Here is a 23736-nt window from a genome sequence, read left to right on the forward strand (position 1 = left end):
CTCAGCCGGCCAGACGTGCCTTGATCTTGCCCGAGACCACGGCCATGTCGGCGCGGCCGGCGGCCTTTTCCTTCACCGCAGCCACCACCTTGCCCATGTCGCGGGCCGAGCTGGCGCCGGTGTCGCTAATCGCTGCGGCGATCAGTGCGTCGATCTCGGCCTCGTCCAGCTTGGCCGGCAGGTAGGTCTCGATCACCACCATCTCGGCACGCTCGATCGCCGACAGATCCTCACGCTTGGCGGCATCGAACTGGCTGACCGAATCGCGCCGCTGCTTGAGCATCTTCTCCAGCGTGGCCAGTACCATCGCATCCGTCTGCTCAACGCGATCGTCCACTTCATGCTGTTTGATCGCCGCCAGCATCAGCCGGATCACGCCAAGCCGGTGCTTGTCGCCGCCGCGCATGGCGTTCTTCATGTCTTCGGTAAGCTGCTGCTTGAGCGTCATGGCGGAAACCTTTGTAAGTGGGGGAATCCATTCTACGGAAACGACAAAGCCGGCGTTGCCCTTGGGGGCAACACCGGCCAGTTCGAATCTGCTGTGCTTGCGGTGGCTGCGAGAACCCGCGCCGACCGTGTTTCCTGTTACGTGCAGTGCCGGGGCGCTGCATGATCCATCGGCAGGCGATGAACCAGGGGAAACTCAGTACAGACGGACTTTGCGCGAGACGTCGCGCGACAGACGACGCAGGTGACGCTTCACCGCGGCAGCGCGCTTGCGCTTGCGCTCCTGGGTCGGCTTCTCATAGAACTCACGCTTGCGCGTTTCAGCCAGGACGCCGGCCTTCTCGCAGGTACGCTTGAAACGACGCAGTGCAATCTCGAACGGCTCGTTCTCGCGAACTTTTACGTTGGGCATGGAAACTCCGAGTGGTAATCTGCCCGCTTGTACGGGACTGTCAAATAGGGCGAGCCGCGAATTATACCGTGGATATCACAGAATTTTCAAAGCCGGCGAACAAGTCGGTAACAGGCCCGGTTCTGGGCATCGAAACCTCGTGCGACGAAACCGGGGTGGCGCTGCTGCGCTGGGAGCCGGATGCGCCCGGTCGCGGCCTGCTGGCGCACACCTTGTACAGCCAGATCAAGCTGCATGCCGACTACGGTGGCGTGGTGCCGGAATTGGCCAGCCGCGACCACGTGCGCAAGCTGCTGCCGTTGATCCGCGAGGCGTTGACCGAGGCCGGCTTGACCGTGCAGGACCTTGGCGGGGTGGCCTATACCGCCGGTCCCGGCCTGGTCGGCGCCTTGCTGGTGGGGGCGTCCGTCGGGCGCGCGCTGGCCTGGGCGCTGGGCGTGCCGGCGATCGGAGTGCACCACATGGAAGGTCACCTGCTGGCCCCACTGCTGGAGGACGACCCGCCTGAGCCGCCGTTCGTGGCGTTGCTGGTGTCCGGTGGCCATTCCATGCTGGTCGAGGTCAAGGCGATCGGGCAGTACACGATCCTCGGCGACACGCTGGACGATGCCGCCGGCGAGGCGTTCGACAAGACCGCCAAGCTGATGGGCCTGCCGTACCCCGGCGGTCCGGCGCTGGCCAAACTGGCCGAACAGGGTCGTGCCGGCGCATTCCGCTTTTCCCGCCCGATGACCGACCGGCCCGGGCTGGATTTCAGTTTCTCCGGCCTGAAGACCCAGGTGCTGCTGGCCTGGCAGAAGTCGGACCAGAGCGAACAGACCCGCGCCGACATCGCCCGCGCGTTCGAGGAAGCGATCGTCGATACGCTGATCATCAAGTGCCGCCGCGCGCTCGAGGCCAGCGGCGCACAGCGACTGGTGATCGCCGGTGGCGTCGGTGCGAATCGAAGATTGCGCAGTGAATTGGCCAGGGCCGGTGCGAACGACGGTTTCCAGGTGTATTTTCCGCGGCTGGACTTCTGCACCGACAATGGCGCGATGATCGCGCTGGCCGGTGCGATCCGGCTGGCCAGTGGCCAGCATCAGGACGAAACCGTGCAGGTGCGTCCGCGTTGGGACCTGCAAACGCTGCCAGCGGCGTAATGCAGCGGGCAATGCCCGCCCTGCAAAACGCGTCAGCTCACCATTGCGTGCGGCCGGGCAGCAGGCCCTTCAGCTCCGCCTCGGTCAGGTTGCGCCACTGCCCGACTTTCAGGTGCGCGAGCTTGACGTTGTCGATGCGCACGCGGCGCAACTGGGTCACCCGGTAGCCGAACGCAGCGGCCATTAAACGGATCTGCCGGTTCAGGCCCTGGGTCAGCACGATCGAGAAGCCGAACTTGGCGATGCGGCGCACGCGGCAGGGCTGGGTCATCTGGCCGTGGATGCGCACGCCCTTGGCCATGCCGGCCAGGAATTCGTCGGTCACCGCCTTGTTCACGCCGACCAGGTATTCCTTCTCGTGGTTGTTCTCCGAGCGCAGGATCTCGTTGACGATGTCGCCATTGCTGGTCAGCAGGATCAGCCCTTCGGAATCCTTGTCCAGCCGCCCGATCGGAAAGATCCGCTGCGGATGGTCGATGAAGTCGACGATATTGCCGTCCACACCCTGGTCGGTGGTGCAGGTGATGCCGACCGGCTTGTTCAGCGCGATATAAACCGCCTTCTTCGCCGCCGGCGTGGCGGCCAGAATGCGTGCACGCACGATCTCGCCATCAACGCGCACTTCATCGCCTTCCAGCGCCTTCGCGCCGGTGGTGACCACCTCGCCGTTGATGCTCACGCGGCCGGCGATCAGCAACTCGTCCGCCTCGCGACGCGAGCACAGGCCGGACTCGCTGATGTACTTGTTGACGCGCATGCCTTACGAGCGCAGCCCGACGCCGCGCTTGAGCAACTGCAGCGCCACGATCGACAGCCCGATCACGAAGCCGATCATCACCACGAACGCCATGCCGACATGCACGTCGCTGATCCCGAGCACGCCGTAGCGGAACGCGTTGACCATGTACAGGATCGGATTGGCGCGCGAGATCACCTGCCATGGCTCGCCCAGCATGTTCACCGAATAGAACACGCCACCCAGGTAGGTCAACGGAGTCAGGATAAAGGTGGGCACCAGCGCGATGTCGTCGAACTTCTTGGCGTACACAGCGTTGACGAAACCAGCCAGCGAAAAGATCGTGGCGCCCAGCAGCACCGACAGGAACGTGATCAGCGGATGCACCACGTGCAGCGAGGTGAAGAACAGGGCGATCAGCAGCACCAGCACGCCAACTACCATGCCGCGCGCCACCGCACCGGTGACGTAGCCGAGCAGGATCACCCAGTTCGGCATCGGCGACACCAGCATTTCCTCCACCGCGCGGCTGAACTTGGCGCCGAAAAACGAGCTGGAGATATTGGCGTAGCAGTTGTTGATCACGCTCATCATGACCAGGCCAGGCACGATGTATTGCATGTAGCTGAAACCGCCTTCGATCGCGCCGATGCGACTGCCGATCAGCTTGCCGAAGATCACGAAGTACAGCGTCATGGTGATCGCCGGCGGGATCAGCGTCTGCGTCCAGATGCGCACGATGCGCACGATCTCGCGCCGCACCAGAGTGTTGAGGGCGACCAGGTTCGCGGTGGTGTTGCTCATGCGGCCCGCTCCTCATGGGTGCCGGTCTGGCCGTTGCGGCCGCCTTCAACGAGTCGCACGAACAGCTCCTCCAGCCGGTTGGTCTTGTTGCGCATCGAGGTCACCATGATGCCGTTGGCGGACAACGCCGCGAACAGCGAGTTGAGGTCATGCGAACGGGCCATTTCCGCCTCCAGCGTGTGCTCGTCGCGTTCACGCAGGGTGACGCCGGGCAGGGCGGGCAGCTCGGCCGGAACGGACGTCACGTCCAGCACGAAGGTCTCCACGTCCAGCGTCGCCAGCAGGCGCTTCATGCTGGTGTTCTCGATGATCGTGCCGTGGTCGATGATCGCGATATTGCGGCACAACGACTCGGCTTCCTCCAGGTAATGCGTGGTCAGGATCACCGTGGTACCGGCCGCGTTGATCGCGCTGACAAATTGCCACATCGAACGGCGGATCTCGATGTCGACACCCGCGGTGGGCTCGTCGAGGATCAGCAGCTTCGGCTCGTTCATCATCGCGCGGGCGATCATCAGCCGCCGCTTCATGCCGCCGGACAGTGTGCGTGCCTGCATCTGCGCCTTGTCCCACAGGCGCAGCTCCTTCAGGTATTTTTCCGCCCGCTGCGCCGCCTCCTTACGCGGGATGCCGTAGAAACCGGCCTCGTTGACGCAGATGTCGAACGGCTTCTCGAACTGGTTGAAGTTGATCTCCTGCGGCACCAGCCCGATCAGCCGCATCGCGGCGCTGCGGTCCTTGTTGACCGATACGCCGAACACCTGCGCATCGCCCGAGGTGGAATTCACCAGCGAGGACAGGATGCCGATCAGGGTGGACTTGCCGGCGCCGTTGGGGCCGAGCAGGGCGAAGAAATCGCCAGGCTGCACGGTCAGGCTGATGCCTTTCAGCGCTTCGACGCCATTGCTGTAGGTTTTGCGCAGGTTGTCGACGACAAGCGCGGGGGCCGTATATGGATACTGCGGGGACATGGGCTGCACCGAAGGGGTTAGCCTTTATTATAGCGGGCCAAGCCCTGTCGTCTGGCCCTGCCAGACCGCACACACCGTTTCCGGAACCCTCCATGGCAGATCACTTCCCGCTCCATCTCGTCGACAGTTTCATGCTCGCCCCCGCGGTGCGCCACCTCATCTTCGAGCGCGACGACGGCCAGCCGTTGGCGTTTCAGCCGGGCCAGTTCCTGCAGGTGCACTTCCATTACGACGACGGCGCCGAGACCAAGCGCAGCTACTCGGTAGCCACCATCGGCGACGGCAGTTCGCCGGTGCAGCGCATCGAGATCGCGGTGAGCTACGTCGAAGGCGGCGCTGCCACCAAGCTGCTCGGCGAACTTCCCGTGGGCGGCGTGATCGACGCCAGCGGCCCGTACGGCCGGTTCTGTCTGCAAGCCGCCGACACCCATCCTCGCTACTTGCTGCTGGCCACCGGTACCGGCGTCACCCCGTATCGCGCGATGCTGCCGCAGATCGAAAAGCTGCTTGCGAAGGGCGATCGCGAAGTGGTGCTGTTGTACGGTGCGCGCACCGAAGCCGAGCTGCTCTACGGCGAGGAGTTCGAGGCATTCGCGCAGACCCACCCCGGCTTCCTGTTCCACGGCTGCCTTAGCCGGGAAGCGCGCGCCACCCCGCGCCCCGGCGACCGCAGTGGCCACGTACAGAACGTACTGGCCGAACTCGGCCCGCACGCCGACCGCGACATCGCCTACCTGTGCGGCAACCCGAACATGGTCGACGCCGCATTCGCCGCGCTGAAGGAGTTCGGCTTGCCGGTGCCGCAGATCAGGCGAGAGAAGTACATTTCGTCGCGGTGATAAAGATTGGCGCTTCCACGCCGATATGACATCTGGCCCGGTACCCAGCCATTGGGGTGGGCCTGGGCGTTTTTCGCTTCCCGCATGGTTCGTCTCACGCGTAACTCACGCGCGCAGGGGTAAATCAGGCCGGCAAGAGAAGTGGCCGCAACGAAATCCGAACCAAACACACCCTTAGTGTGATGTGCATCACGCTTTGCGACATGGGCTGGTTCAAACCGGTAAAGCTCGAGCGGAGCAAGCCGAAAGCCACTTAAGGAACCCCGTAATGGCCGGGGTCACCTCAAGAGGTGAACGGTATGGCTAGTCCGCGTGGCACCAGGTTTTCAGGTTGCGTATTGGTCACGCTGATCATGCTGGCGAGCGCGTCGAACGCGCATGCCGCCACCGGCCGCATCACGCTTTCTGGCGCCGTGGTGGAGCCGACTTGTTCCACCGAAGGGACCCACGCCGATACGGCGGGCGAGCTGCCATCGGCTGCGCCGGGTCGCCTGATCTGCGGCAAGACGCCAACCGATCCGGGTCGCTCTTATTCACGCACCCTGGTCAGCCTCGATGCGGCAACCGTTGCGACCGACCGGCTGCTCAGCTACTTCGCCGGTTATGCGAATGCCGACGGTGTGGGTGGGCAGGCAAAGCTCGTCGTTCGTACCTACGATTGACCGCCGATGGGTTCCCCCGCAATGCGGGGCAAGCGGCTACTGGTAGAAGATATCGAAGGTCACCGTGGCCTTGACCGCGCCACCGGTCACCGCGGGCGCAGTCTGGAAGTATTGCGCGAAGTAAGGAATCGATGTCGTGGCATTCGGTGGAGTGACCACGGTCTGGGTCTCGAAGACCATCGGATTCGAATTACCGTCGAGAACCTGTACGCCAATGCCCGCTGCATACCCTGCACCGGAAGGTTGAACCACGCCCGGATGACTGTCCGGAGCGGCGGTGTGCATCGTGATCTTGGCCACTGCCGTACCCGTCGGGCAATTCAACCGGATCTGGAACGGGGTCTTGCCCGATGTCGAGCCCACACCCGTGAATGCGCTGGTGGTCACGACCGGCAAGGTGACATTGATCGGGTTGGTGACGATCGTGCAGCTCGGCGTGGTGAAGGTGATCGAGTTGCCAAGCCGGAACGTTTCCGGATAAAGCGTGCCCCATTGCCAATCGGCAAGGTCGCCCGACGCCAGCACGCTGCCGGAAGCGATCGGACCGGTCTTGATCAGCTGCAGGCCGGAGGTCACGCTGAACGTCGTGGTGGTGACGTACTGGCTGTTTTGCGGATAAGGCGTCAGGTAGTCGGTCGGGTGGGTGATGCGATAGCCCACGCCCGGGATGCCTGTTTCATAGGTGACGTTGTCCGCCAGGTAGCTGCCGCGCGAATTGGCCACGCCGTATGTCACCGTCTCGCCAAAAAAATTGCCGCAGGTAATGTCTGGCGGATTCGCCGGAGAAACCTGCCCCGTGGAGGCAATGATCGTCCCGTCGGCCATATTGGCCGGAATGCTGATGGTCGGCGGCAAACTGAAGGTGACAGTGGTCGCGCCGCCCGAACTGTATTTGCATTTTGCGCTGACAACGGCCGGCACCAGCGCCAGCAGCAACAAGGCCATCCACAGGCAGATAGCGCGCGTCATGTTCCGCTCCTGGCGATCTGCGCCGTGGTTCGTGGCTGTTCACAGGTCGCTTCGACCTGTTCGATGGCGCCTGCCTTGCGCTTGCCCTGGCTGCGGGACTTCAACTGGTACGGCAGCAAGCAGGTCCGGGTGACGTCCTGCTCCTGCTCCTGCCACTGCACGCTGAGGCGGCCGGTTTCATGAGGAACGCGCACCATGATGCGACCGGCCTGTCCCACCACACCGATCGCCTGGCCCTGCTCATCCTCCACTTCCGCGCCGAACGGCAGCGTCTTGCCACCGGCGAGGCTGGCCTGGATCAGCACGAAGCGTCCACTCTCACTCTTGAACTTCACCATCACCACGGCTCCGGCGCGAGGCGCCACCTGGACGCTGGTGTTGTCGAGCTGCACGTCCAGTGACAGGCCTGTGGGATCGATGTCGATGGTATTGAGGATGTAGGGAGTGACGTAGGGCACGAGCGCGTAGCCGGCGCGGTCGATGCGCACGCCGGCCGCGTTGCCGATGCGCGCGCCCGTGGCATCGGGCGCCGACACGATGGCGACGGTGTCGCCCAGCGGCAGGCCAAAGGAAACGCCGCCCGGATGCGCAACGATGCCGCCCGCCACGCTCAGCGACGCCTGCGAGTAGCCGCTGCCTGCCCCGAAACCGGCGTTGAGCTGCGCATGCGTGCCACGGTAGCCCGCGTTGATGCTGCCGGTGCTGCCCGTGGTGCCGGCATCGTTGTTGCCGCTGTCATGCGTGGCGGTGGCGCCATAGTTGAACCGATCGTCGACTCCGGCGGTGCCGCTGAGTGTTGCCTGTTCCTGCATGCCGCCGCTGCTGTCGCGGGTGAGTCCGCCAGTGAGGATCGGGGCATGCGAACTGTTGCCCAGTGGGATCGTGACATTGGCCATGTAGCGGTTGTCGCTGCGTCCGAACAGGTCACGCTCGCGGCTGGCGGAGAGGTTGTAGCTGATCCGGCCGAACGAGTTGTTGTAGCCGACCTGGAACTGCGTGTCGGTGCTGGTGCGGTTCCAGTAGTCGCGCGCCGACCCGTTGACATAGAGCGAGCCGCCGCGGGCTCCCAACCTCTGGCTGAGGTTGATGCTGAAGTTGTTGCGCTGGCGATCGACGCCGGTAGGCACCACGAAGTCGCGGTAGTCGTAACCGCCCAGTGCAGCCTGCTGAGCCGGGGTGAGCAGATCCGATACCGGAATGCCGTTGATCGTCTGCGGATAGGCCGGACGACCCGAGGCAAACACGGGCAGGCCGCGGCGCGCATAGTCCCGCGCCCGCACGGCGTCGCCCAGGGTGAGATAGCCACTGGTCGAATAGCGGTACGCGGCCACGGTCAGCGATGTGCCGGTCTGCGCCAGCGTCTTGCTGTAGCTCAGGCGCATGCTCTGTCCGGACATCGCGTCCATGCCGGGGATACGCGTGTGTGCCGCGGTAACGTCCATGGCAAAGGCGCCGTAGCGCGTATTCAATGCACTACCCAGCAGCAGCGCGGCGTAGCCTTGCGAGGCCACGGCGCCGGCGTAGCCGGTCAGCAGGTTGGTGAAGCCGCGCTGCAACGTGCCTTGCATCACCTCCGGTTTGTGTGCGATCGAGTCGTCGCGAAGCTGGCCGGCGGCCACGCTGAAGCGAGTGACGCCCGGTCGAAGCAACTGCGGCACCGAGGCATAGGGCACCGAGAACGTGTGCACGCGGCCATTGGCCTCGGACACGCTGACTTCGAGGTCGCCGCCGTAGCCGGTGGAGTACAGGTCATCGATGGTGAACGGGCCGGGCGCCACGGTAGTCTGGTAGATCAGCATGCCGTTCTGGTGCACGGTCACCTTGGCATTGCTGTCGGCGACGCCGCGCACGCTGGGTGCATAGCCGCGCAGCGACTGCGGCAGCATGCGGTCGTCGGTGGCAAGCTGCACGCCGCGCAAGCCGATGCTGTCGAAGATCTCGCCACTGGTCCAGGAATCGCCCAGGGTCAACTGCGCGTGCATTCCCGGCAGGTCACGCTGCGCGTAGGTCGCGATGTTCTGCCAGTGATGGGTGGAACGCGCGCCATTGATGCCCGATTGCCCGTTGAGCGAGGAATCGTGGCGGAGGTGCCAGCGGCCCAGGTTCAGGCCGGCGTTCAGCCCGAGGTATGACGATGTCTGCGCCACGCCCTGGCTGCTGGTGCGATAGCTGTTGAAGTTGTAGTTGAGCAGGCCGGCGTTTACGCCGGAGTCCCAATGGGCCGGGTCGACGTAACCGCGCGCGGTCTGCCCCAGGTAGGCCTGCGGCACGCTGGTGTCCAGGCGCAGGTCGGACATCTCGAACGCCATGCTGGCGCCGGGAATCACGCTGGCCATGTCGACGCAGACGTTGTCGCTGGTCAGATCTGCCATGGTCCGTGCCGACAGCTTGTCCGGGTGCAGCGCCAGCTTGTCGAGCAGGGTTCGCGTCACGCAGGGCGTTGCGCTGGCGTCGGCCGATGGTGCGGCAAAACGCACGTTGCTGCGACCAACGGGAGTCTCATTGAGATAGAGGTCGACGCTGTAAGTGCCGGAGGCGACGAAATTGCCGCGCTCGAAACGAGACAGGTCGGTGGTGTTCTGGCCCGCACCGGAAAGCATGCCCCGGTCGAAACTGGCGTCCATCGCATCGACGGCCGGAGTGCTGGCGGATGCATTCGGGCCAGCGGCGGCTGGCGCAGCCGCCATGGCATGGCCACCCCCACCGCACAACACCAGGCCGATCAGCGCGGACAGCAGCTGGCGGCGAGCCACGGGTTCGCGCGAAGCTGCCATCGAAGCGCTGGCGCGAGCCGGGTTCACGGCGAAATCGCGCCCTTGTAAGTCGTCGCGGCGCCGAAATCATTGATGGTGGTGTAGTCCACCACCGTGCCCGCCGCTGGCGCACGAGCGAGATCCTTGACCGGCAGGTGCAACGTGGACAATGGCGCCACCATGCCGTTGCCCGGCATATGGCTGACATTGTCCACACTCAGCGACAGCTTGCTGAAGGTAATGTAGTACGGCGTGGGGTTGTGGACTTCGAGCGCATACCCGTTGCCGTCCGCGACCACTTTCCAGGTGACCTGCCGGGCGGCGGCGTTCGGCTCATCGGCCAGGTTCGGCGGGCGGAAGAACAGCTTGAGCCGCGAACGCACGGCAAACTGCAGCGTGTTCTGCTCCTCGCCCGGTTTCGCGGTGGGCTTGGGTGGAATCTCCAGCACGTTCAGCCAGAACAGCGATTCGCGATCCTTGGGCAGCGGCTGGCCGGTGTAGACGATGCGCAGGCTCTGGCCCTTGCCCGCATTCATGCGGACCAACGGGGGCGTGATCAGAAACGGCACATTGGCGGTATCGGGGGTGGAAGCGGGATCGCCGCTATCGATCCATGCCTCGACCAGGGCAGGCTGGCTGCCGTCGTTGTTGAGGCGCACGGTGACCTCGCCATTCGCGGCCGGAAACACCACGCGGGTGCCTGCGATCACGACGCTGGCGTCGGCGCTGCCGACGATTGTGGAAAGCGCTATCAAGGCTGCGCCAACTGCGCAGAGCAGGCTTTTCATCGAGGGTATTCCGTATCGGATCGAGGCGCCGCGGCGGCCGGCAGAGGCTGCTGCAGCCAGAAACAGGCTGCAGCGCGCCGAGTGCTGCTTACAGGTAGCTCAGCGTGAAGTTGACGGTCGTCGAGACGAGACCGGCAGTGGCTGCCGCTGTGGCGGCAATGTACTGAGCCTTGAGCGAGGCCGAGCCCGTGCCTGTGGCAACCGCGATGACCGGTGCATTGGTGTTGTTGTTGGTGTTGATCACCGACGCGCCGTTCAGCAGCTGGACCTGAACGTTGGAGCCACTGGCGGCCGTGTTGTTGAGGTTGCCCGTGGTGGCATTGATGTTGCTGCCGGTGAACGCCATCGTCGCGCTGGTGGTGTTGGTATCGCAGCCGGTCAGGCCGACGGTGAACGCGGTAGCGCCGGCTACCGAGCCGACTGTGGTCAGTGAGCTCGACATGACGGTCGGCAGGACCACGGTGGATCCGCCGTTGACACTGACGACGCAGGTGTCGGTGAGCACCTTGCCGCTGATGTTAATGGTGCCGCCGGCGGCCTGGGCGGTCGGGGCGAAAGCGGTGGCGGCCATGACGGCAACCAGCGCGGTGGAAAGCAGGGTCTTGTTCATTTCGTATTTCCTGGTGAGTGTTGGTTTGTAATGGCTTGCGCCGTGGTGGAAATGGGCAGTTCTTTCGGGTCGCGGCTTGCCTCTGCGGCCGGCGTTGTCGGGTCTTCAGGAGTCCCCCCGGACGGAATGTCTACCGCGGATTCCGTTGCGGCTGATCCAGCCTTAAGCAACCCGCGTGCCAAACAAAGTGTACAAACGGTTCCTTCAGGCACTGGGCCGATTGCTGCGGAACGAAATTTGATACAGGGCAACGGCTGCGCCCGATTTCTAGGCCATCGCTGACAAATTGGGGCACCAAAAAATGCGAACTGTGTCACTTTAAGTGAGCGAACTCTATCACGCAGAATTTACATTCGAAATCCGATGCCGTTTTGATTTGTAAAGCATGCTTGACATGAGTTGATCCTTCTTCTACCTTGGAACTGTCAAGTTCGCTTGACACACCTGCGAGAGAGAGGGATCGTCATGGGTATCAGCTTGCGTCGAACGATTTACCCGTTGTCTGGCTTGGCCCTGACCTTGGCGCTGCTCTGCAGCGGCGCCATGCCGGCCCATGCAGCGATCGCCACCGGCACGGTCGGTACGTTGAAGGTCGAGCGCCACGGCGACCACGGCCGTGCGGTGGTCCTGATTCCCGGACTGCAGGGTGGGCCGTGGGTGTGGCAGCAGACCATCGCGCAGCTGCAAAAGAACCATGTGGTGTACGTGGTCACACTGGCCGGCTTCGACGGCGTGCCGGCACCGGCCGAGGACGGCAACCTGTTCGATCGCGCCGACGACTCGCTGCTGCGGCTGATCGAGCAGCACAAGATCGACAAGCCGGTACTGATCGGCCACAGCCTCGGCGGCACGCTGGCGCTGCGCTTTGCCGGCGAGCATCCCAGGCTGGTTTCCGGGGTGGTAGCGGTGGAAGGGTTGCCGATCTTTCCCGGCATGGAGCGGGTCAGTACCGAGCAGCGCAAGATGATGGCGGAGCAGATGCAGACCACGATGGCGGCGGCGACGCTGGAGCAGTTCAAGGCGCAGACGCTGGGCTATATGCAGAAGGTGGGCGTGATCGATCCGCAACTGGCCGCCCGCTATGCGCCGATGAATGCGCGCAGCGACATCAAGGCCAGCGCACGGTACATGGCCGAGGATCTGGCGTCGGACCTGCGCCCGGGGCTGAAGCATGCGAACGTGCCGATCCTGGAGATCTCGCCGTACTACGCACCGGATTTCAGCCAGCCGCCGATGCAGTTCAGTGAGGCGCAGAAGGTCGCGTACTACCAGTCCCTGCTGGTCGATGCGCCGAACGCGAAGGTCGTGTCGATCTCGCCAGCGAGACATTTCGTGATGCTCGATCAGCCGATGAAGTTCCAGCAGACGCTGGATACGTTCCTGAAGACACTTTGAGGTTCCGCACATGTCACGTTTTCCGTACAGGCAATACCAGCGCCACTTGATGCTGGCCATGACGGTGTACGTCGGCTGCATGTTGCTGGTGTGGCCGATGGCACGCACGGTGGACACGCTGCCACTGAAACTATTGCTGGCGTTGGCGCCGGTCGTGCCGATGCTCTACGTGATCGGGCTGATGGCGCGCAGGATCCGCGACAGCGACGAGCTGGAGCAACGCACCCATCTCGTCGCGTTGGGAGTGGCCACGGTGGTTGTCGGAGCGCTGAGCCTCGTGGGCGGGTTCCTCGCCTCGGCACAGGTGGTGCCACTGGATGGCAGCATCCTGATCTGGGTATTCCCGTTGATGATGTTCTGTTACGGCGCCACCCGCTGGTGGGTGGCGCGGCGCTATGGCGCGACACTGTCGTGCAACGACGAAAGTGGCGTGCCGACCTATCTGCGGTTCCTGCTGATGGCGATCGTGCTGGCGGCGATAGCGGTGGGTTGCTGGCGATCATTGGATGACGCCGGCCGTGGCCTGCTGTGTGGCATGAGCGGCGGCTTTGCGGTTCTCGCGATGATGCTTGGCATCTCACGAAGGCGTGCGCGTCGACAGCCCGCGGGGGAGGGGCAATGAGCCTGCGTGCCGTGCATAAGCGCTACCTGCGCGAATTCATTCCGGCGATGTCGGCCTACGTCATGTTGATCCTGCTTTACGGCGTATTGATGCCAAGGACGGAAAGCCTGCTGTTGCGAATCCTGCTGGCGGTGTTGCCGCTGCTGCCGATCATGCTGGTGATCCGTGCCATCGTGCGGGTCATCCGTGACCAGGACGAACTGGAACGGCGCATCGACCTGGAGGCGATCGCGATCGCCGCGATGGTTACTGGTTTCGGCTACTTCAGCTTCGGTTTTCTGCTGAATGCGGGTATCGGCCTGAAGGTCGCGCCAGCCGCGGTCGCGATCTGGGTGATGCCATGCCTGTTCGGGACCTTCGGCCTGGCCAAGCTGCTGGTTGCGAGGCGCTACCGCAGCCATGAATAACCACGTCCGCGAACTGCGCGGCGAACAAGGCTGGTCGCAGGCCGACCTGGCCGAGCGGCTGGATGTGTCGCGGCAAACCATCAACGCGATCGAGACGGGGAAATACGACCCCAGCCTGCCGCTGGCATTCAAGATCGCCAAACTGTTTGGACGACCAATTGAAACAATCTTCGTACCGGGTGAGGAATAAGGCATGGCATTGAAAGGACGTACCGCGATCCGCATCGGTGCGGTGATCGTGGGGTTGGGAGCACTGGCCTGGAACCAGTTCCACCACGACGAGCAGGCAGCGACACCGGCAGCGCCTGTCGCCGCGCCAGCGGTTGCGGCGAAAGCACTGCCGCCGGCAAAACCGCAAACATGGACGCGTGGTGCACTCACGCTGACATCGTGCAATCTGGCCCAGCCCAACAGCGGGCTCAGCACGGCGGCCTGGTGTGCGGATTTTCCGGTGCCGGAAAATCGTGCCGATCCGCACAGCCGCACCATCACGCTGAAGCTGGCCGTATTGCGTTCCGGGGCGCAGGTGGCGAGCAAGGACATGCTGGCGTTCCTCGTCGGCGGGCCGGGCCAGGCGGCCACCGATTCGGCCAGCCAGATAGCGGCGATGCTGAAGCCGTTGCTGGCACATCGCGATGTGCTGCTGCTGGATCAACGCGGCACCGGCGGCTCGAACGCGCTGACCTGCAATGACGCCGATGACGCGGTCACGCTGGAAGGCGACAGTGCATTCGATGCCGGCAAGATGCGCAACGCCGCCGCCGAGTGCGTCAAGCAGCTGGGCAACCGCGCCGACCCGCGCTACTACACCACCACCATCGCCGCACAGGATCTGGAGGACGTGCGCAAGGCGCTCGGCTCACCGCAGTTCGACCTGCTCGGCGTGTCGTACGGCACCCGGATGGCGCAGCAATATCTGATGCGATATCCGGACGCGGTGCGCAGCGTGGTGCTGGACAGCGTGGTGCCGAACCCGCTGGCACTGGGCCAGGATTTCGCACGCAACCTGGACGATGCGTTGAAGGCACAGTTTGCCCGCTGCACGGCCGAGCCGGCGTGCAGGCAGCAGTTCGGTGACCCGGATCAGACGCTGTATCAGCTGCGCGATGCCCTGCGTGCGAACCCGCATGAAGTCAGCTTTCGCGATCCGCAGAGCTACCGTAGCGTCAAGCGCGTCCTGAACGAGGACTCGCTGGCCAGCGTGGTGCGCATGTTCGCGTATACGCCGGCTACGGCCGCGCTGCTGCCGCTGTCGATCGACGCGGCAGCGCACGGTGATGTCGGCCCGCTGCTGGGCCAGGCGAAGATCCTGTCCGGCGAGCTGGCCGAGCTGATGGGCAGCGGCATGCAGTACTCGGTGATCTGCAGCGAGGACGCCGACCTGCTGGTCGCGCGCCCGCAGGATGCCGGCACCATCCTGGGCACGCGCATGGTCGATGCGCTCAACGCGGTCTGCTCGGTATGGCCGAAAGGCGCACGCCCGGCCGACTTCCATCAGCCGCTGAAAACCGCCAAGCCGATTCTGTTGCTGGCCGGTCAGTACGACCCGGTGACGCCGCCGCGCTACGCCGAGGACGTGGCGAAGGGCCTGCCGAACGCGCGCGTGCTGGTGCTCAGGGGCCAGGCACATGCCGTGATGGCGGTGGGCTGCACGCCGCAACTGGTCCAGCATTTTGTCGACAAGCTCGATCCGAAAACATTGGACGCCAGTTGCCTGGATCGCCTGCAACCCACCCCGATCTTCATCGACTTCAACGGAGCCACGCCATGATCGAAGTCAGGGACCTGCACAAGGCGTTCGGCACGGTAAAAGCTGTCGACGGCGTCAGCTTCATCGCCCGCGACGGCGAGATCACCGGCCTGCTCGGCCCCAACGGCGCCGGCAAGACCACCACGCTGCGCATGCTGTACACGCTGATGACACCCGATCGCGGTCAGGTGCTGGTGGACGGCATCGACGCGGCGGTCGATCCGCTCGGCGTGCGCCGCCAGCTTGGCGTGCTGCCGGATGCGCGCGGCCTGTACAAGCGGCTGACCGCGCGCGAGAACATCGACTATTTTGCGCGACTGCATGGCCTGCCCGAGGGGCTGCTGAAGAGCCGCCGCGACGCGCTGATCGAAGCGCTGGAGATGACCGATATCGCCGACCGTCGCACCGAGGGTTTCTCGCAGGGCCAGCGGGTGAAAACCGCGATCGCCCGCGCGCTGGTGCACGATCCGCGCAACGTGATCCTGGACGAACCCACCAATGGCCTCGACGTGATGGCCACGCGCGCGCTGCGCCAGTTCATGGCCAAGCTGAAAGCCGAGGGGCGTTGCGTGCTGTTTTCCAGCCACATCATGCAGGAGGTCGCCGCGTTGTGTGACCGCATCGTGGTGATCGCGCACGGCCGCGTGGTGGCCGACGAATCGCCTGACGCGCTGCGGGCGCAAACCGGCGAGAACAACCTGGAGGATGCCTTCGTGAAGATCATCGGTAGCGACGAGGGCCTGGCCGCATGAATACCGTTCCCACGAAATTGCAGCGTAGCCGCGCCTTCCTCACCGTGTTCCTGAAGGAGGTGAAGGAGAACCTGCGCGACCGGCGCACCCTGATCAGCGCCTTTCTCACCGGTCCGCTGCTGGGACCGGTGTTGTTCGTGATGCTGATCAACATCACCCTCAACCGCGAACTGGACAAGGCCGAGAAGCCGCTACCGGTGCCGGTGATCGGCGCCGAATACGCGCCCAACCTGGTCGATGCACTGAAGGCCGGCGGTGTGGTGCCGGGTGCGGCCGTGGCCGACCCCGAGCAGGCCGTGCGCAAGCAGGAGGCCGATGTGGTGCTGCGCATCGCCTCCAATTACGGCAAGGCCTGGCGCAAAGGCGAGCCGGTGCAGGTGGAGTTGTTCTACGACTCCTCGCAACGCGACGCCAACACCTCGGTAGAGCGGGTGACCCAGCTGGTCGAAGGCTATGCCCGTCAGCAGGGTGCGCTGCGGCTGGTTGCGCGCGGCCTGTCGCCGAGCACGGCCTGGCCGCTGCAGGTGGCCCGGCGCGATCAGGCCACCCCTCAATCGCGCGCGGTGCTGATGTTCGCGATGCTGCCGTATTTCTTCGTGATCACCATCTTCATGGGCGGCATGTACCTGGCGATCGATCTCACCGCCGGCGAACGCGAGCGCCAATCGCTGGAGCCGCTGTTCGCGAATCCGGTGCCGCGCTGGAAGATCCTGTGCGGCAAGCTGGCGGCGATCTGCACCTTTTCGACGGCGAGTCTGCTGATCACCCTGCTGGCGTTTGCCGTGGTCGGCCAGTTCATACCTGCCGAGAAGCTCGGCATGGAACTGGACCTGGGCGTGCACTTTGCGGCCCATGTGCTGCTGCTGATGCTGCCGCTGGTGCTGCTGCTGTCCGCGCTGCAGTCGATGGTGGCGGCGTTCGCCAAGAGTTACCGCGAGGCGCAGACCTATCTTTCGCTGTTGATGCTGGTGCCGATCATCCCCAGCGCGGTGCTTTCGTTCATGCCGATCAAGGCGCAGGCGTGGATGTACGCGGTGCCGCTGCTGGGCCAGAACCTCGGCATCATGCAACTGCTGCGCGGCGACGGCGTCAGCGCCGAACAGGTCGGGCTGTGCCTGGCCGGCAGCTTGGTGGCCGCGCTGATCGCTGTGCTGGCGACGATCCAGCTATACCGCTCGGAGCGGCTGGCGATTTCGGTCTGAGAAAGTTCGTTTCGCAGGCCGGTATTCATCGCCCTGCGAAACGGCACGAACTGTTGCGTCGGTGGCGAGGGATCAGCGACGCACCGCAGCCTCGGTGGCACAGCCGCTCTTCACGAGGTGGTGCGCCGGATCGTAGATCGCCACGCTGGCGGTGGTGGTGAACTGATTGGCGTCGTGGCTCAGCGTAATGGTGCGCTGGACCTCCTGGGTGCCGGCATAGCTGCCGTCCGGGTTGAAGCGGAAGAATTTGAACTCCGAGGCGAACTTGCCCAGGCCGATGAAGTGCCAGGTGCCAAAGCTCGGGTAGCGTGCGGCAGGCGACATGTTGATGCCGACTTCCGTCTGGCTGCCGTCGGCCGCGTACTGGTTCATTGCCGGGAACGTCGCCACGGCGTTGCCGCTGACGCAGTCGCGCAAGGTCACGTTGACGTCCCACACGCCGACCAGGCGCAGCGGCGCCGGCAGCCAGGAAGCCGGTGCGCCGTTGATTCCCGTAGCGGTTGCGCTGGAACCGATGCCCATGAGTGCGGCGAGTGTGGCCGTGGCCAGGAACAGTTTGCTGTGCTTCTTCATGATATGGACCTCGCGTAGTTGTCGGAACGGTGCGACAGTGGAAAGCCACCGTGTCCACATCTTTTGCGTCGCCGGGCCGCGGAGTCCTTAGAATCGGTCTGAAGATTTCTGAAAGCTGACGCCGTCATCCCGAGGGACAGGTCGTGACCCGCTATGCGTTCGATGATTTCTGCCTGGACGTGGCCGCGCGTGCGCTGTCGCGGGGCGGTGCGCCGGTGGCGCTGACGCCGCGGGTCTTCGACACTCTGCTGCATTTGCTCGAACGCAGCGGCGAGCTGGTCGACAAGGACGAGTTGATGCAGGCGGTGTGGCCGTCGCGCGTGGTCGAGGAGAACAACCTCAATCAGGCCATTTCGGCCTTGCGCCGGGCACTGGGCGAAACGCGCGGCGAGCATCGTTACATCCTGACGGTGCCGGGACGTGGTTACCGGTTTGTCGCCGAAGTGCGCGTCGCGTCAGCTGCCGATCCGTTGTCGGCAACGAAACCGTTACGCACGCTGGCGGTATTGCCATTCAGGCTGCTGCAACCGGCACAGGACGAGGCACTGCAGACCGGCATGGCCGACACCCTGATCACCCGGCTCAGTGGTCTGGGCGAGTTGGTCGTGCGGCCCTTGTCGGCGGTGTGCCGTTTCAGCGGACAGCAGCACGATCCGCTGGAGATCGGGCGCCGGCTCGGCGTGGACGCGGTACTGGATGGGACGATCCAGCAGGCGGCGGCGCAGGTGCGGGTCAGCATGCGTCTGCTCAACGTCGCCGAAGGTCGGCAGCAATGGGCCGAGATTTTCGACGCGCAGGCCGATGACCTGTTTGCCTTGCAGGACGCGGTAGCGGAGAAGGCGGCTGCCGCACTGGCGTTGCGGCTGACCTATGACCAACGCATCCGGCTGACCCGGCGCGATACCGAAAATCCCGAGGCGTGGCGCCGTTATGCCTTGGCGCGGTTCTTCGTCGAGCAGCGTTCGCCGTCGGCGTTGAAGCGGGCGGTCGACAGTTTCAGGCAGGCGTTGGCGCTCGATCCGGGCTATGCACTGGCGCATGCGGAGCTGTCCGACGTCTACACGATCCAGGGCGTGATGGGCGCGCGACCGCCGCACGAGGTCGGCCCGCCGGCGCGCGAGGCGGCGCTGCACGCGCTGGCCATCGACGAACATTTGCCGGTAGCGCACTACGCGCTCGGCCATGCGCTGGTGCAATACGATCGCGACTGGGCCGGTGCCGAACTGGCCTATCGCCGCGCGCTGGAACTCGATCCGAACTGCACGAGCGCGCATCACCGTTACGCGATCCTGCTGATGACGTCGGGGCGCCCCGACGAAGCCTTCGCGCAAATCCGGCGCGCGCGCGAGCTGGACCCGACCTCGCTGCCGATCGATGCCACCGAGGGCTTTCTCTATTACTGGGATCGCCAGTATGTGCGTGCGATCGCGCATCTGCGTGGCACGCTCGAACGCGAGCCGCATTTCTGGATGGCGCATTACTGGCTGGCCCAGGTGCTCGGATCGCATGGCGAACACGCCGCCGCCGCGACCAGCGCGCAACGCGCGAACGAACTGGTCGGCAACGACGGTGCGTCATGGCTGATCGCCTGGACGCATGCCGTGGCCGGCCGGCGCGACGAGGCGCTGGCACAACGCGATGCCCTGCTGGAACGGTCGCGGCATCACTACGTGCCGCCTTACGACATCGTCCAGGTCCATGCGGGACTGGGTGATGTCGAGCAGGTTTTCGCCTGGCTGGAGCGTGCCGAGCAGGATCGCTCGCGTCACCTGGACACGCTCGGGGTCAATCCGATCATGGATGCCTTCCGTGCCGATCCGCGCATGGCAGACATGTATGCGCGCGTCGGGATCGCGTCGGTGGCGCAATCGCCAGCGCCGCGCGGGTAAGGCTTAGCCTGGCGGCGCAGTCAGTTCCTGCGCGTTGAGGTACCCGTGGTGATGGCGGTCGAGCTTGTGGAACTGGCGGCGCAGGTTGTCCTGGTATTCCTTCAAGGTGATCGGCTTGCCGCGGCCACCAGGTAACTCATCGGTTTCGAGGATGCCGTCGCCGTTGCGGTCCATGCTCTGGAAGCCCCGGCTCATGTACGCCAGATATTCGGCCTCGCTGACTCGGCTATCGCCATTGCTGTCGAACAGCTGCAGGTAGTCCGAGCGCGTGTTCTGCGCGAGCACGATCGAAGGCGCCAGCAGCGCCAGCAGCGCCAGCGTCAGTGCGATCCCGCTCAGACGCGTGTTCAGCGGCTGCCGCCGTGGATGCCGATGAACTGCAGGAACTCGGCTCGGGTGCGTGCGTCGTCGCGGAACGTGCCCAGCATCTGGCTGGTGATCATCGACACGCCGCGCTTGTGCACGCCGCGGGTGGTCATGCACTCGTGGCTGGCATCGATCACCACCGCCACACCGGCTGGCTGCAGGGTGTCCTGGATGCACTGGGCGATTTCCGCGGTGAGCTTTTCCTGTACCTGGAAACGACGCGCGTAACCATCCACCACGCGCGCCAGCTTGCTGATACCTACCACGCGATTGGTCGGCATGTAGCCGACATGCGCGCGGCCGATGATCGGCGCCATGTGGTGCTCGCAGTGGCTCTCGAACTCGATGTCGCGCAACACCACCATCTCGTCGTAGCCGGCCACCTCCTTGAAGGTGCGGCGCAGGTAGTCAGCCGGATCCGATTCATAGCCGGAGAACCAGTCGCGATAGGCCTTGACCACGCGCTTCGGCGTGTCGAGCAGGCCCTCGCGCGCCGGATCCTCGCCGGCCCAGCGCAGCAGGGTGCGCACGGCGTCTTCGGCCTGTTGCTGGGTGACTTCGTTCGAGTCGCGTTGATCGCTCATGCGGGTGCCTCGGGTTTGCGGATAGTGCAGTTTAGCGTTCGCGTCGGACACGCGCATCGAATCGTGAGGCGCCGGTCAGGCGTCGTCCTCGCGGACAAGGTCGCTGCCATCGAGTCCGCTTTCGAGAAACTTGTCCGTGACCTCCGCATCGTCGCCGTTCGATGACAGCCGCTTCGGCATGGACTTCTTCGGCTTGATACCGAGGTCACGCAGCTGCTCGGCCTGACGCACCAATCCACGACTGGGATCGATCAAGGCTCTCTCGGCGGCCTGCACCGCAGTGGTTGCCTTTCCCAGCGCATTGCCGATGGACACGACATGCTCCGCAAAACTTGCGGCAGCGTTGTACATCAGGCCGCCGCGCCTGACGATTTCATCCATGTTGCGTGTGGTCTTCTCCACGCGCCATATGTATTCGATCGTTCGAAGCACGGTGAATAATGTGTTGGGCGACACCAGGGCGACGTGTTGTTCCAGCGCGTATTGGGCCAGGCCGGGATCGGCTTCGCTGGCGGCCATCAAGGCACTTTCAATAGGCACGAAAAGCAGTGTGAAATCGACGCTTTTCAGGTTATAGAGAGAAGGATAGTTTTTGGACGAAAGATCCTTGATATGTCGCTTCAGCGAGGCCGAATGATCCTTCAGCGCGTCTGCGCGAGCATTGCCGTCATCGCCGGATGACACGTAGCGCTCGTAAGCGACGAGCGATACTTTGGCATCGATCACGATTGCGCGATCCTGTGGAAGATCCAGCACCACGTCGGGAATGAGCCGGCCATCGGCCTCTTCGGTGTGGTGACTTACCTGCGTACGGAAGTTTTCGCCTTCGCGCAATCCGGCCAGTTCGAGCACGCGTTGCAGTACTGTTTCGCCCCAGATGCCGCGCGTCTTGCTCTCGCCGCGCAGTGCGTTGGTGAGGGACTGCGCTTTCGCGCCGATGTCCTGGTTCAACTCGGTGAGGTGGCGGATCTGCGCGATCAAGCCTTCGCGCGCGGTAAGGTCAGCCTCGCGGGTCGCCTCGACCTTGCCCTTGAAGTCGTCGAGCGTCTTGCTGAAGGGGCCAAGCAGGTTGGACAGCGTGACTTTCTGTTGCTCGTTGAGCCGGGCGCCTTTTTCCTCCAGCAGCGTGCTGGCCATCAGCTTGAACTCCTTGGCCATCTCTTCCTTTGCGTCGGTCAGCAGTTTGCTGGTGTCGATCTCGCGCTGCCGCGCGGATTTCACTTCCTGTTCAAGCCGCGCTTGCGATTCGAGCAGGACGCTTTTCTCCTCGGCAAAGGTCTTGCCGGCGGCAGTCAGCAAGGCGATCTGCTCGTTGGCGACCGACAGGCTCCGTACGGCCGCATCGTGCTGGCTGGACATGCTGGCCAGCTCGGCGCGTCTTGCGGAAAGATCCTCCTGCGCGGCCTTGAATTCCCTCTCCATGGTTACGGCCCGCTCAGCCTGAGCCTGCGCGTAGGCCAGTTGTGACGAGGCCTCGCGCAACCTGCTTTCGGCGTCGCTGCGTGCCGTTTCGGCATCGCGCCCGCGCAACAGCACGGTCACCTGCAGAGCGATGACTACGAGCACGACAGCGACAAGAGCGATCAGCAGCAGTTCGGTGGCAGACATGGTGTATTCCGTGGAAGACAGGCTGCCAGTTTACGCGCTGGCGTATCAGTCGCTGCGACGCCCGCGCCGGGCTGGCCCGAACTGCGCAAGCGATTCGCGGCGGCAATCCGCGCCGGGTTGATGGGAAGCGTGGAACGTTTCCCGGCATGAAGGCATCCAATATGGGTCGATCCCTGCCGAACACCGTCGATCGAGCCGGTGCATGATGAAGGCCATCCATCGAAGGAGCACGTCATGGAACACACGCACGACTACCTGATCATCGGGGCGGGCATGGCCGCCGGTGCGGCGGCCAAGGCCATTCGTGAAACCGATGCGGCGGCGAATATCGGCATCGTCGGCGCCGAGGTGCAACCGCCGTATCAGCGCCCGCCGCTGAGCAAGGCGTTGTGGAAGGGCGACAAGACACTCGACGATATTGACCTTGGCACGGCGACGACGGGTGCGCAGCTGCACCTCGGGCGTCGCCTGGAATCGCTGGACCGGGTCGCGCATGTGGCGCGCGACGATCGCGGCGACAGCTATCGCTACCGGCGCCTGCTGCTGGCCACCGGTGCCACCCCGCGGCGGCTGCCGTTCGAGGGTGGCGAGCGGGTGATCCACTTCCGCACGGTGGACGACTATCAGGCGCTCCGTCGCTTCGCGGTGGCAGGCGCGCATGTCGCCGTGATCGGCGGCGGCTTCATCGGCTGCGAGCTGGCCGCGTCGCTATGCAGCATTGGCTGCAAGGTGACGCTGCTGTTTCCCGGCGAGGCGATCGGTGCCGGACGCTATCCCGACAGACTGGCACGCTACCTCGACGAGTATTACCGCAACCACGGCGTGGACGTGCGCAGCGGGGTTCGCGTGGTCGACGGTTCGGCGGCCGATGGTGGTGTGAACCTGGTGTTGTCCGATGGTACGGTGATGCTGGTGGAGGCCGCGGTGGCCGGCCTCGGCGTGACACCGAACACCGCCCTGGCTGAACAGGCCGGACTCGCGGTCGACAACGGTATCGTCGTGGACGCGTACTTGCGCAGCAGCGATGCCGACATCTGGGCCGCCGGCGATGTGGCGAATTTCCACAGTGCGGCGCTGGATCGTCGCCTGCGCGTGGAGCACGAAGATGCGGCGCTCGGCATGGGCCGGCTCGCCGGTCGCGCGATGGCCGGCGCCGAGGAGGCATACACCACGCTGCCGTTCTTCTATTCCGACCTGTTCGATCTTGGCTATGAAGCGGTCGGCCTGCTCGATACCCGGCTGCAGGTGATCGAGGACTGGCGCGAGCCGAACCGCGAGGGCGTGGTGTATTACCTCGACGGCGGCCGCGTGCGCGGCGTGCTGCTATGGAACGTATGGGATCAGGTGGATGCCGCGCGCGAACTGATCGCGGAGTCGGGGCCGTTCGATGCTGCATCGCTGCGTGGACGGCTGTCGCGCAAGGCGTAGGCGCCAGTTGTCGTGGGAGCGGCTTCA

At 64.5% G+C, this 23736-nt stretch carries 25 protein-coding genes; 12 read left to right on the top strand and 13 right to left on the bottom strand.

The genetic code is table 11. The annotated features are described in order from the left end of the window. Position 1 precedes the first annotated feature (1 nt). Positions 2-448 carry a GatB/YqeY domain-containing protein gene (locus EAH75_RS17860; RefSeq protein WP_140653910.1) on the bottom strand — a complete coding sequence of 149 codons (447 nt, stop codon included), beginning with the start codon at positions 446-448 and terminating at the stop codon, positions 2-4. Between the two features lie 195 nt (positions 449-643). Next, positions 644-859, bottom strand: a complete 216-nt coding sequence (rpsU, locus tag EAH75_RS17865) for a 30S ribosomal protein S21 (RefSeq protein WP_007081639.1) — start codon at positions 857-859, stop codon at positions 644-646. A gap of 68 nt (positions 860-927) precedes the next feature. Between rpsU and tsaD the strand changes: the two genes are divergently transcribed. After that, entirely contained in the window at positions 928-2001 is a 1074-nt protein-coding gene (gene tsaD / locus EAH75_RS17870; RefSeq protein WP_140653912.1) for a tRNA (adenosine(37)-N6)-threonylcarbamoyltransferase complex transferase subunit TsaD, read from the top strand. Positions 2002-2038: 37 nt separating this feature from the next. Here tsaD and EAH75_RS17875 read toward each other — a convergent pair whose 3' ends face one another. The 3 genes from EAH75_RS17875 to EAH75_RS17885 are packed head-to-tail and all read right to left on the bottom strand — an operon-like array spanning position 2039 to position 4512. Beyond that, entirely contained in the window at positions 2039-2758 is a 720-nt protein-coding gene (locus tag EAH75_RS17875; RefSeq protein ID WP_140653915.1) for a pseudouridine synthase, read from the bottom strand. Positions 2759-2761: 3 nt separating this feature from the next. Beyond that, positions 2762-3541, bottom strand: coding sequence for an ABC transporter permease (locus EAH75_RS17880; protein WP_140653917.1), 780 nt, complete (start codon positions 3539-3541; stop codon positions 2762-2764). Beyond that, entirely contained in the window at positions 3538-4512 is a 975-nt protein-coding gene (locus EAH75_RS17885; protein WP_140653919.1) for an ABC transporter ATP-binding protein, read from the bottom strand. Before EAH75_RS17885 ends, EAH75_RS17880 begins: the two co-directional genes overlap by 4 nt. 92 nt (positions 4513-4604) lie before the next feature. Here EAH75_RS17885 and EAH75_RS17890 point away from each other — a divergent pair, with 92 nt between their 5' ends. Together EAH75_RS17890 and EAH75_RS17895 are read left to right on the top strand one after the other, a co-directional pair. After that, positions 4605-5351, top strand: a complete 747-nt coding sequence (locus EAH75_RS17890; protein ID WP_140653921.1) for an FAD-binding oxidoreductase — start codon at positions 4605-4607, stop codon at positions 5349-5351. 338 nt (positions 5352-5689) lie between these two features. Further along, entirely contained in the window at positions 5690-6013 is a 324-nt protein-coding gene (locus EAH75_RS17895; RefSeq protein WP_140653923.1) for a hypothetical protein, read from the top strand. Between the two features lie 36 nt (positions 6014-6049). Here EAH75_RS17895 and EAH75_RS17900 read toward each other — a convergent pair whose 3' ends face one another. From EAH75_RS17900 to EAH75_RS17915, 4 genes are all read right to left on the bottom strand, one after another. Further along, positions 6050-6949, bottom strand: coding sequence for a fimbrial protein (locus tag EAH75_RS17900; protein ID WP_161596222.1), 900 nt, complete (start codon positions 6947-6949; stop codon positions 6050-6052). A gap of 29 nt (positions 6950-6978) precedes the next feature. Beyond that, a complete protein-coding gene (locus EAH75_RS17905; protein ID WP_241668988.1) occupies positions 6979-9783 on the bottom strand; it encodes a fimbria/pilus outer membrane usher protein in 2805 nt (934 codons plus the stop codon). Further along, on the bottom strand, positions 9780-10523 hold the full coding sequence (locus EAH75_RS17910; RefSeq protein WP_140653927.1) for a fimbrial biogenesis chaperone: 744 nt from the start codon (positions 10521-10523) through the stop codon (positions 9780-9782). Before EAH75_RS17910 ends, EAH75_RS17905 begins: the two co-directional genes overlap by 4 nt. Positions 10524-10611: 88 nt before the next feature. Beyond that, entirely contained in the window at positions 10612-11133 is a 522-nt protein-coding gene (locus tag EAH75_RS17915; protein ID WP_140653929.1) for a fimbrial protein, read from the bottom strand. Positions 11134-11631: 498 nt separating this feature from the next. Here EAH75_RS17915 and EAH75_RS17920 point away from each other — a divergent pair, with 498 nt between their 5' ends. The 7 genes from EAH75_RS17920 to EAH75_RS17950 are packed head-to-tail and all read left to right on the top strand — an operon-like array spanning position 11632 to position 17261. Continuing rightward, positions 11632-12528: an alpha/beta fold hydrolase gene (locus tag EAH75_RS17920; protein ID WP_241668989.1), complete on the top strand. Its 897-nt coding sequence runs from the start codon at positions 11632-11634 to the stop codon at positions 12526-12528. 10 nt (positions 12529-12538) lie between these two features. Continuing rightward, on the top strand, positions 12539-13150 hold the full coding sequence (locus EAH75_RS17925; protein WP_140806397.1) for a hypothetical protein: 612 nt from the start codon (positions 12539-12541) through the stop codon (positions 13148-13150). After that, positions 13147-13557 carry a hypothetical protein gene (locus EAH75_RS17930; RefSeq protein ID WP_140806399.1) on the top strand — a complete coding sequence of 137 codons (411 nt, stop codon included), beginning with the start codon at positions 13147-13149 and terminating at the stop codon, positions 13555-13557. Before EAH75_RS17925 ends, EAH75_RS17930 begins: the two co-directional genes overlap by 4 nt. Then, positions 13550-13747, top strand: a complete 198-nt coding sequence (locus EAH75_RS17935; RefSeq protein ID WP_140806400.1) for a helix-turn-helix transcriptional regulator — start codon at positions 13550-13552, stop codon at positions 13745-13747. Before EAH75_RS17930 ends, EAH75_RS17935 begins: the two co-directional genes overlap by 8 nt. 3 nt (positions 13748-13750) lie before the next feature. After that, a complete protein-coding gene (locus EAH75_RS17940) occupies positions 13751-15328 on the top strand; it encodes an alpha/beta hydrolase (RefSeq protein WP_140806401.1) in 1578 nt (525 codons plus the stop codon). After that, the gene (locus tag EAH75_RS17945; RefSeq protein ID WP_140653941.1) at positions 15325-16059 is read left to right on the top strand and encodes an ATP-binding cassette domain-containing protein; all 735 of its coding nucleotides are present in this window, start codon (positions 15325-15327) and stop codon (positions 16057-16059) included. Before EAH75_RS17940 ends, EAH75_RS17945 begins: the two co-directional genes overlap by 4 nt. Next, the gene (locus EAH75_RS17950; RefSeq protein WP_140653943.1) at positions 16056-17261 is read left to right on the top strand and encodes an ABC transporter permease; all 1206 of its coding nucleotides are present in this window, start codon (positions 16056-16058) and stop codon (positions 17259-17261) included. The genes EAH75_RS17945 and EAH75_RS17950 overlap by 4 nt, the downstream gene beginning before the upstream one ends. Before the next feature lie 72 nt (positions 17262-17333). Here the strand turns inward: EAH75_RS17950 and EAH75_RS17955 are convergent, their stop codons facing one another. Further along, the gene (locus EAH75_RS17955; RefSeq protein ID WP_140653945.1) at positions 17334-17834 is read right to left on the bottom strand and encodes a hypothetical protein; all 501 of its coding nucleotides are present in this window, start codon (positions 17832-17834) and stop codon (positions 17334-17336) included. 143 nt (positions 17835-17977) lie between these two features. Between EAH75_RS17955 and EAH75_RS17960 the strand changes: the two genes are divergently transcribed. Then, a complete protein-coding gene (locus EAH75_RS17960) occupies positions 17978-19723 on the top strand; it encodes a winged helix-turn-helix domain-containing protein (RefSeq protein WP_140806402.1) in 1746 nt (581 codons plus the stop codon). A 3-nt stretch (positions 19724-19726) separates the two neighbouring features. Here EAH75_RS17960 and EAH75_RS17965 read toward each other — a convergent pair whose 3' ends face one another. The 3 genes from EAH75_RS17965 to rmuC form a co-directional block, all read right to left on the bottom strand. Next, on the bottom strand, positions 19727-20008 hold the full coding sequence (locus EAH75_RS17965) for a hypothetical protein (RefSeq protein ID WP_240046296.1): 282 nt from the start codon (positions 20006-20008) through the stop codon (positions 19727-19729). Positions 20009-20070: 62 nt separating this feature from the next. Continuing rightward, the gene (gene folE / locus EAH75_RS17970; RefSeq protein ID WP_140653949.1) at positions 20071-20673 is read right to left on the bottom strand and encodes a GTP cyclohydrolase I FolE; all 603 of its coding nucleotides are present in this window, start codon (positions 20671-20673) and stop codon (positions 20071-20073) included. Positions 20674-20748: 75 nt separating this feature from the next. After that, complete coding sequence (gene rmuC, locus EAH75_RS17975; protein ID WP_140806403.1) at positions 20749-22281, bottom strand: DNA recombination protein RmuC; 1533 nt, start codon at positions 22279-22281, stop codon at positions 20749-20751. A 234-nt stretch (positions 22282-22515) separates the two neighbouring features. Between rmuC and EAH75_RS17980 the strand changes: the two genes are divergently transcribed. Further along, entirely contained in the window at positions 22516-23709 is a 1194-nt protein-coding gene (locus EAH75_RS17980) for an NAD(P)/FAD-dependent oxidoreductase (RefSeq protein ID WP_140806404.1), read from the top strand. Positions 23710-23736: the final 27 nt, after the last annotated feature.

It is taken from the genome of Rhodanobacter glycinis, from assembly GCF_006438785.1.
In the GTDB taxonomy this organism is placed as follows: domain Bacteria; phylum Pseudomonadota; class Gammaproteobacteria; order Xanthomonadales; family Rhodanobacteraceae; genus Rhodanobacter; species Rhodanobacter glycinis_A.

Excerpts from the sequence above, each read along its gene's own strand:
- EAH75_RS17860 (WP_140653910.1), bottom strand. The coding sequence starts at position 448 with ATGACGCTCAAGCAGCAGCTTACCGAAGACATGAAGAACGCCATGCGC.
- rpsU (WP_007081639.1), bottom strand. The coding sequence starts at position 859 with ATGCCCAACGTAAAAGTTCGCGAGAACGAGCCGTTCGAGATTGCACTG.
- EAH75_RS17875 (WP_140653915.1), bottom strand. The coding sequence starts at position 2,758 with ATGCGCGTCAACAAGTACATCAGCGAGTCCGGCCTGTGCTCGCGTCGC.
- EAH75_RS17880 (WP_140653917.1), bottom strand. The coding sequence starts at position 3,541 with ATGAGCAACACCACCGCGAACCTGGTCGCCCTCAACACTCTGGTGCGG.
- EAH75_RS17885 (WP_140653919.1), bottom strand. The coding sequence starts at position 4,512 with ATGTCCCCGCAGTATCCATATACGGCCCCCGCGCTTGTCGTCGACAAC.
- EAH75_RS17890 (WP_140653921.1), top strand. The coding sequence starts at position 4,605 with ATGGCAGATCACTTCCCGCTCCATCTCGTCGACAGTTTCATGCTCGCC.
- EAH75_RS17910 (WP_140653927.1), bottom strand. The coding sequence starts at position 10,523 with ATGAAAAGCCTGCTCTGCGCAGTTGGCGCAGCCTTGATAGCGCTTTCC.
- EAH75_RS17915 (WP_140653929.1), bottom strand. The coding sequence starts at position 11,133 with ATGAACAAGACCCTGCTTTCCACCGCGCTGGTTGCCGTCATGGCCGCC.
- EAH75_RS17925 (WP_140806397.1), top strand. The coding sequence starts at position 12,539 with ATGTCACGTTTTCCGTACAGGCAATACCAGCGCCACTTGATGCTGGCC.
- EAH75_RS17930 (WP_140806399.1), top strand. The coding sequence starts at position 13,147 with ATGAGCCTGCGTGCCGTGCATAAGCGCTACCTGCGCGAATTCATTCCG.
- EAH75_RS17935 (WP_140806400.1), top strand. The coding sequence starts at position 13,550 with ATGAATAACCACGTCCGCGAACTGCGCGGCGAACAAGGCTGGTCGCAG.
- EAH75_RS17940 (WP_140806401.1), top strand. The coding sequence starts at position 13,751 with ATGGCATTGAAAGGACGTACCGCGATCCGCATCGGTGCGGTGATCGTG.
- EAH75_RS17945 (WP_140653941.1), top strand. The coding sequence starts at position 15,325 with ATGATCGAAGTCAGGGACCTGCACAAGGCGTTCGGCACGGTAAAAGCT.
- EAH75_RS17950 (WP_140653943.1), top strand. The coding sequence starts at position 16,056 with ATGAATACCGTTCCCACGAAATTGCAGCGTAGCCGCGCCTTCCTCACC.
- EAH75_RS17955 (WP_140653945.1), bottom strand. The coding sequence starts at position 17,834 with ATGAAGAAGCACAGCAAACTGTTCCTGGCCACGGCCACACTCGCCGCA.
- folE (WP_140653949.1), bottom strand. The coding sequence starts at position 20,673 with ATGAGCGATCAACGCGACTCGAACGAAGTCACCCAGCAACAGGCCGAA.
- rmuC (WP_140806403.1), bottom strand. The coding sequence starts at position 22,281 with ATGTCTGCCACCGAACTGCTGCTGATCGCTCTTGTCGCTGTCGTGCTC.
- EAH75_RS17980 (WP_140806404.1), top strand. The coding sequence starts at position 22,516 with ATGGAACACACGCACGACTACCTGATCATCGGGGCGGGCATGGCCGCC.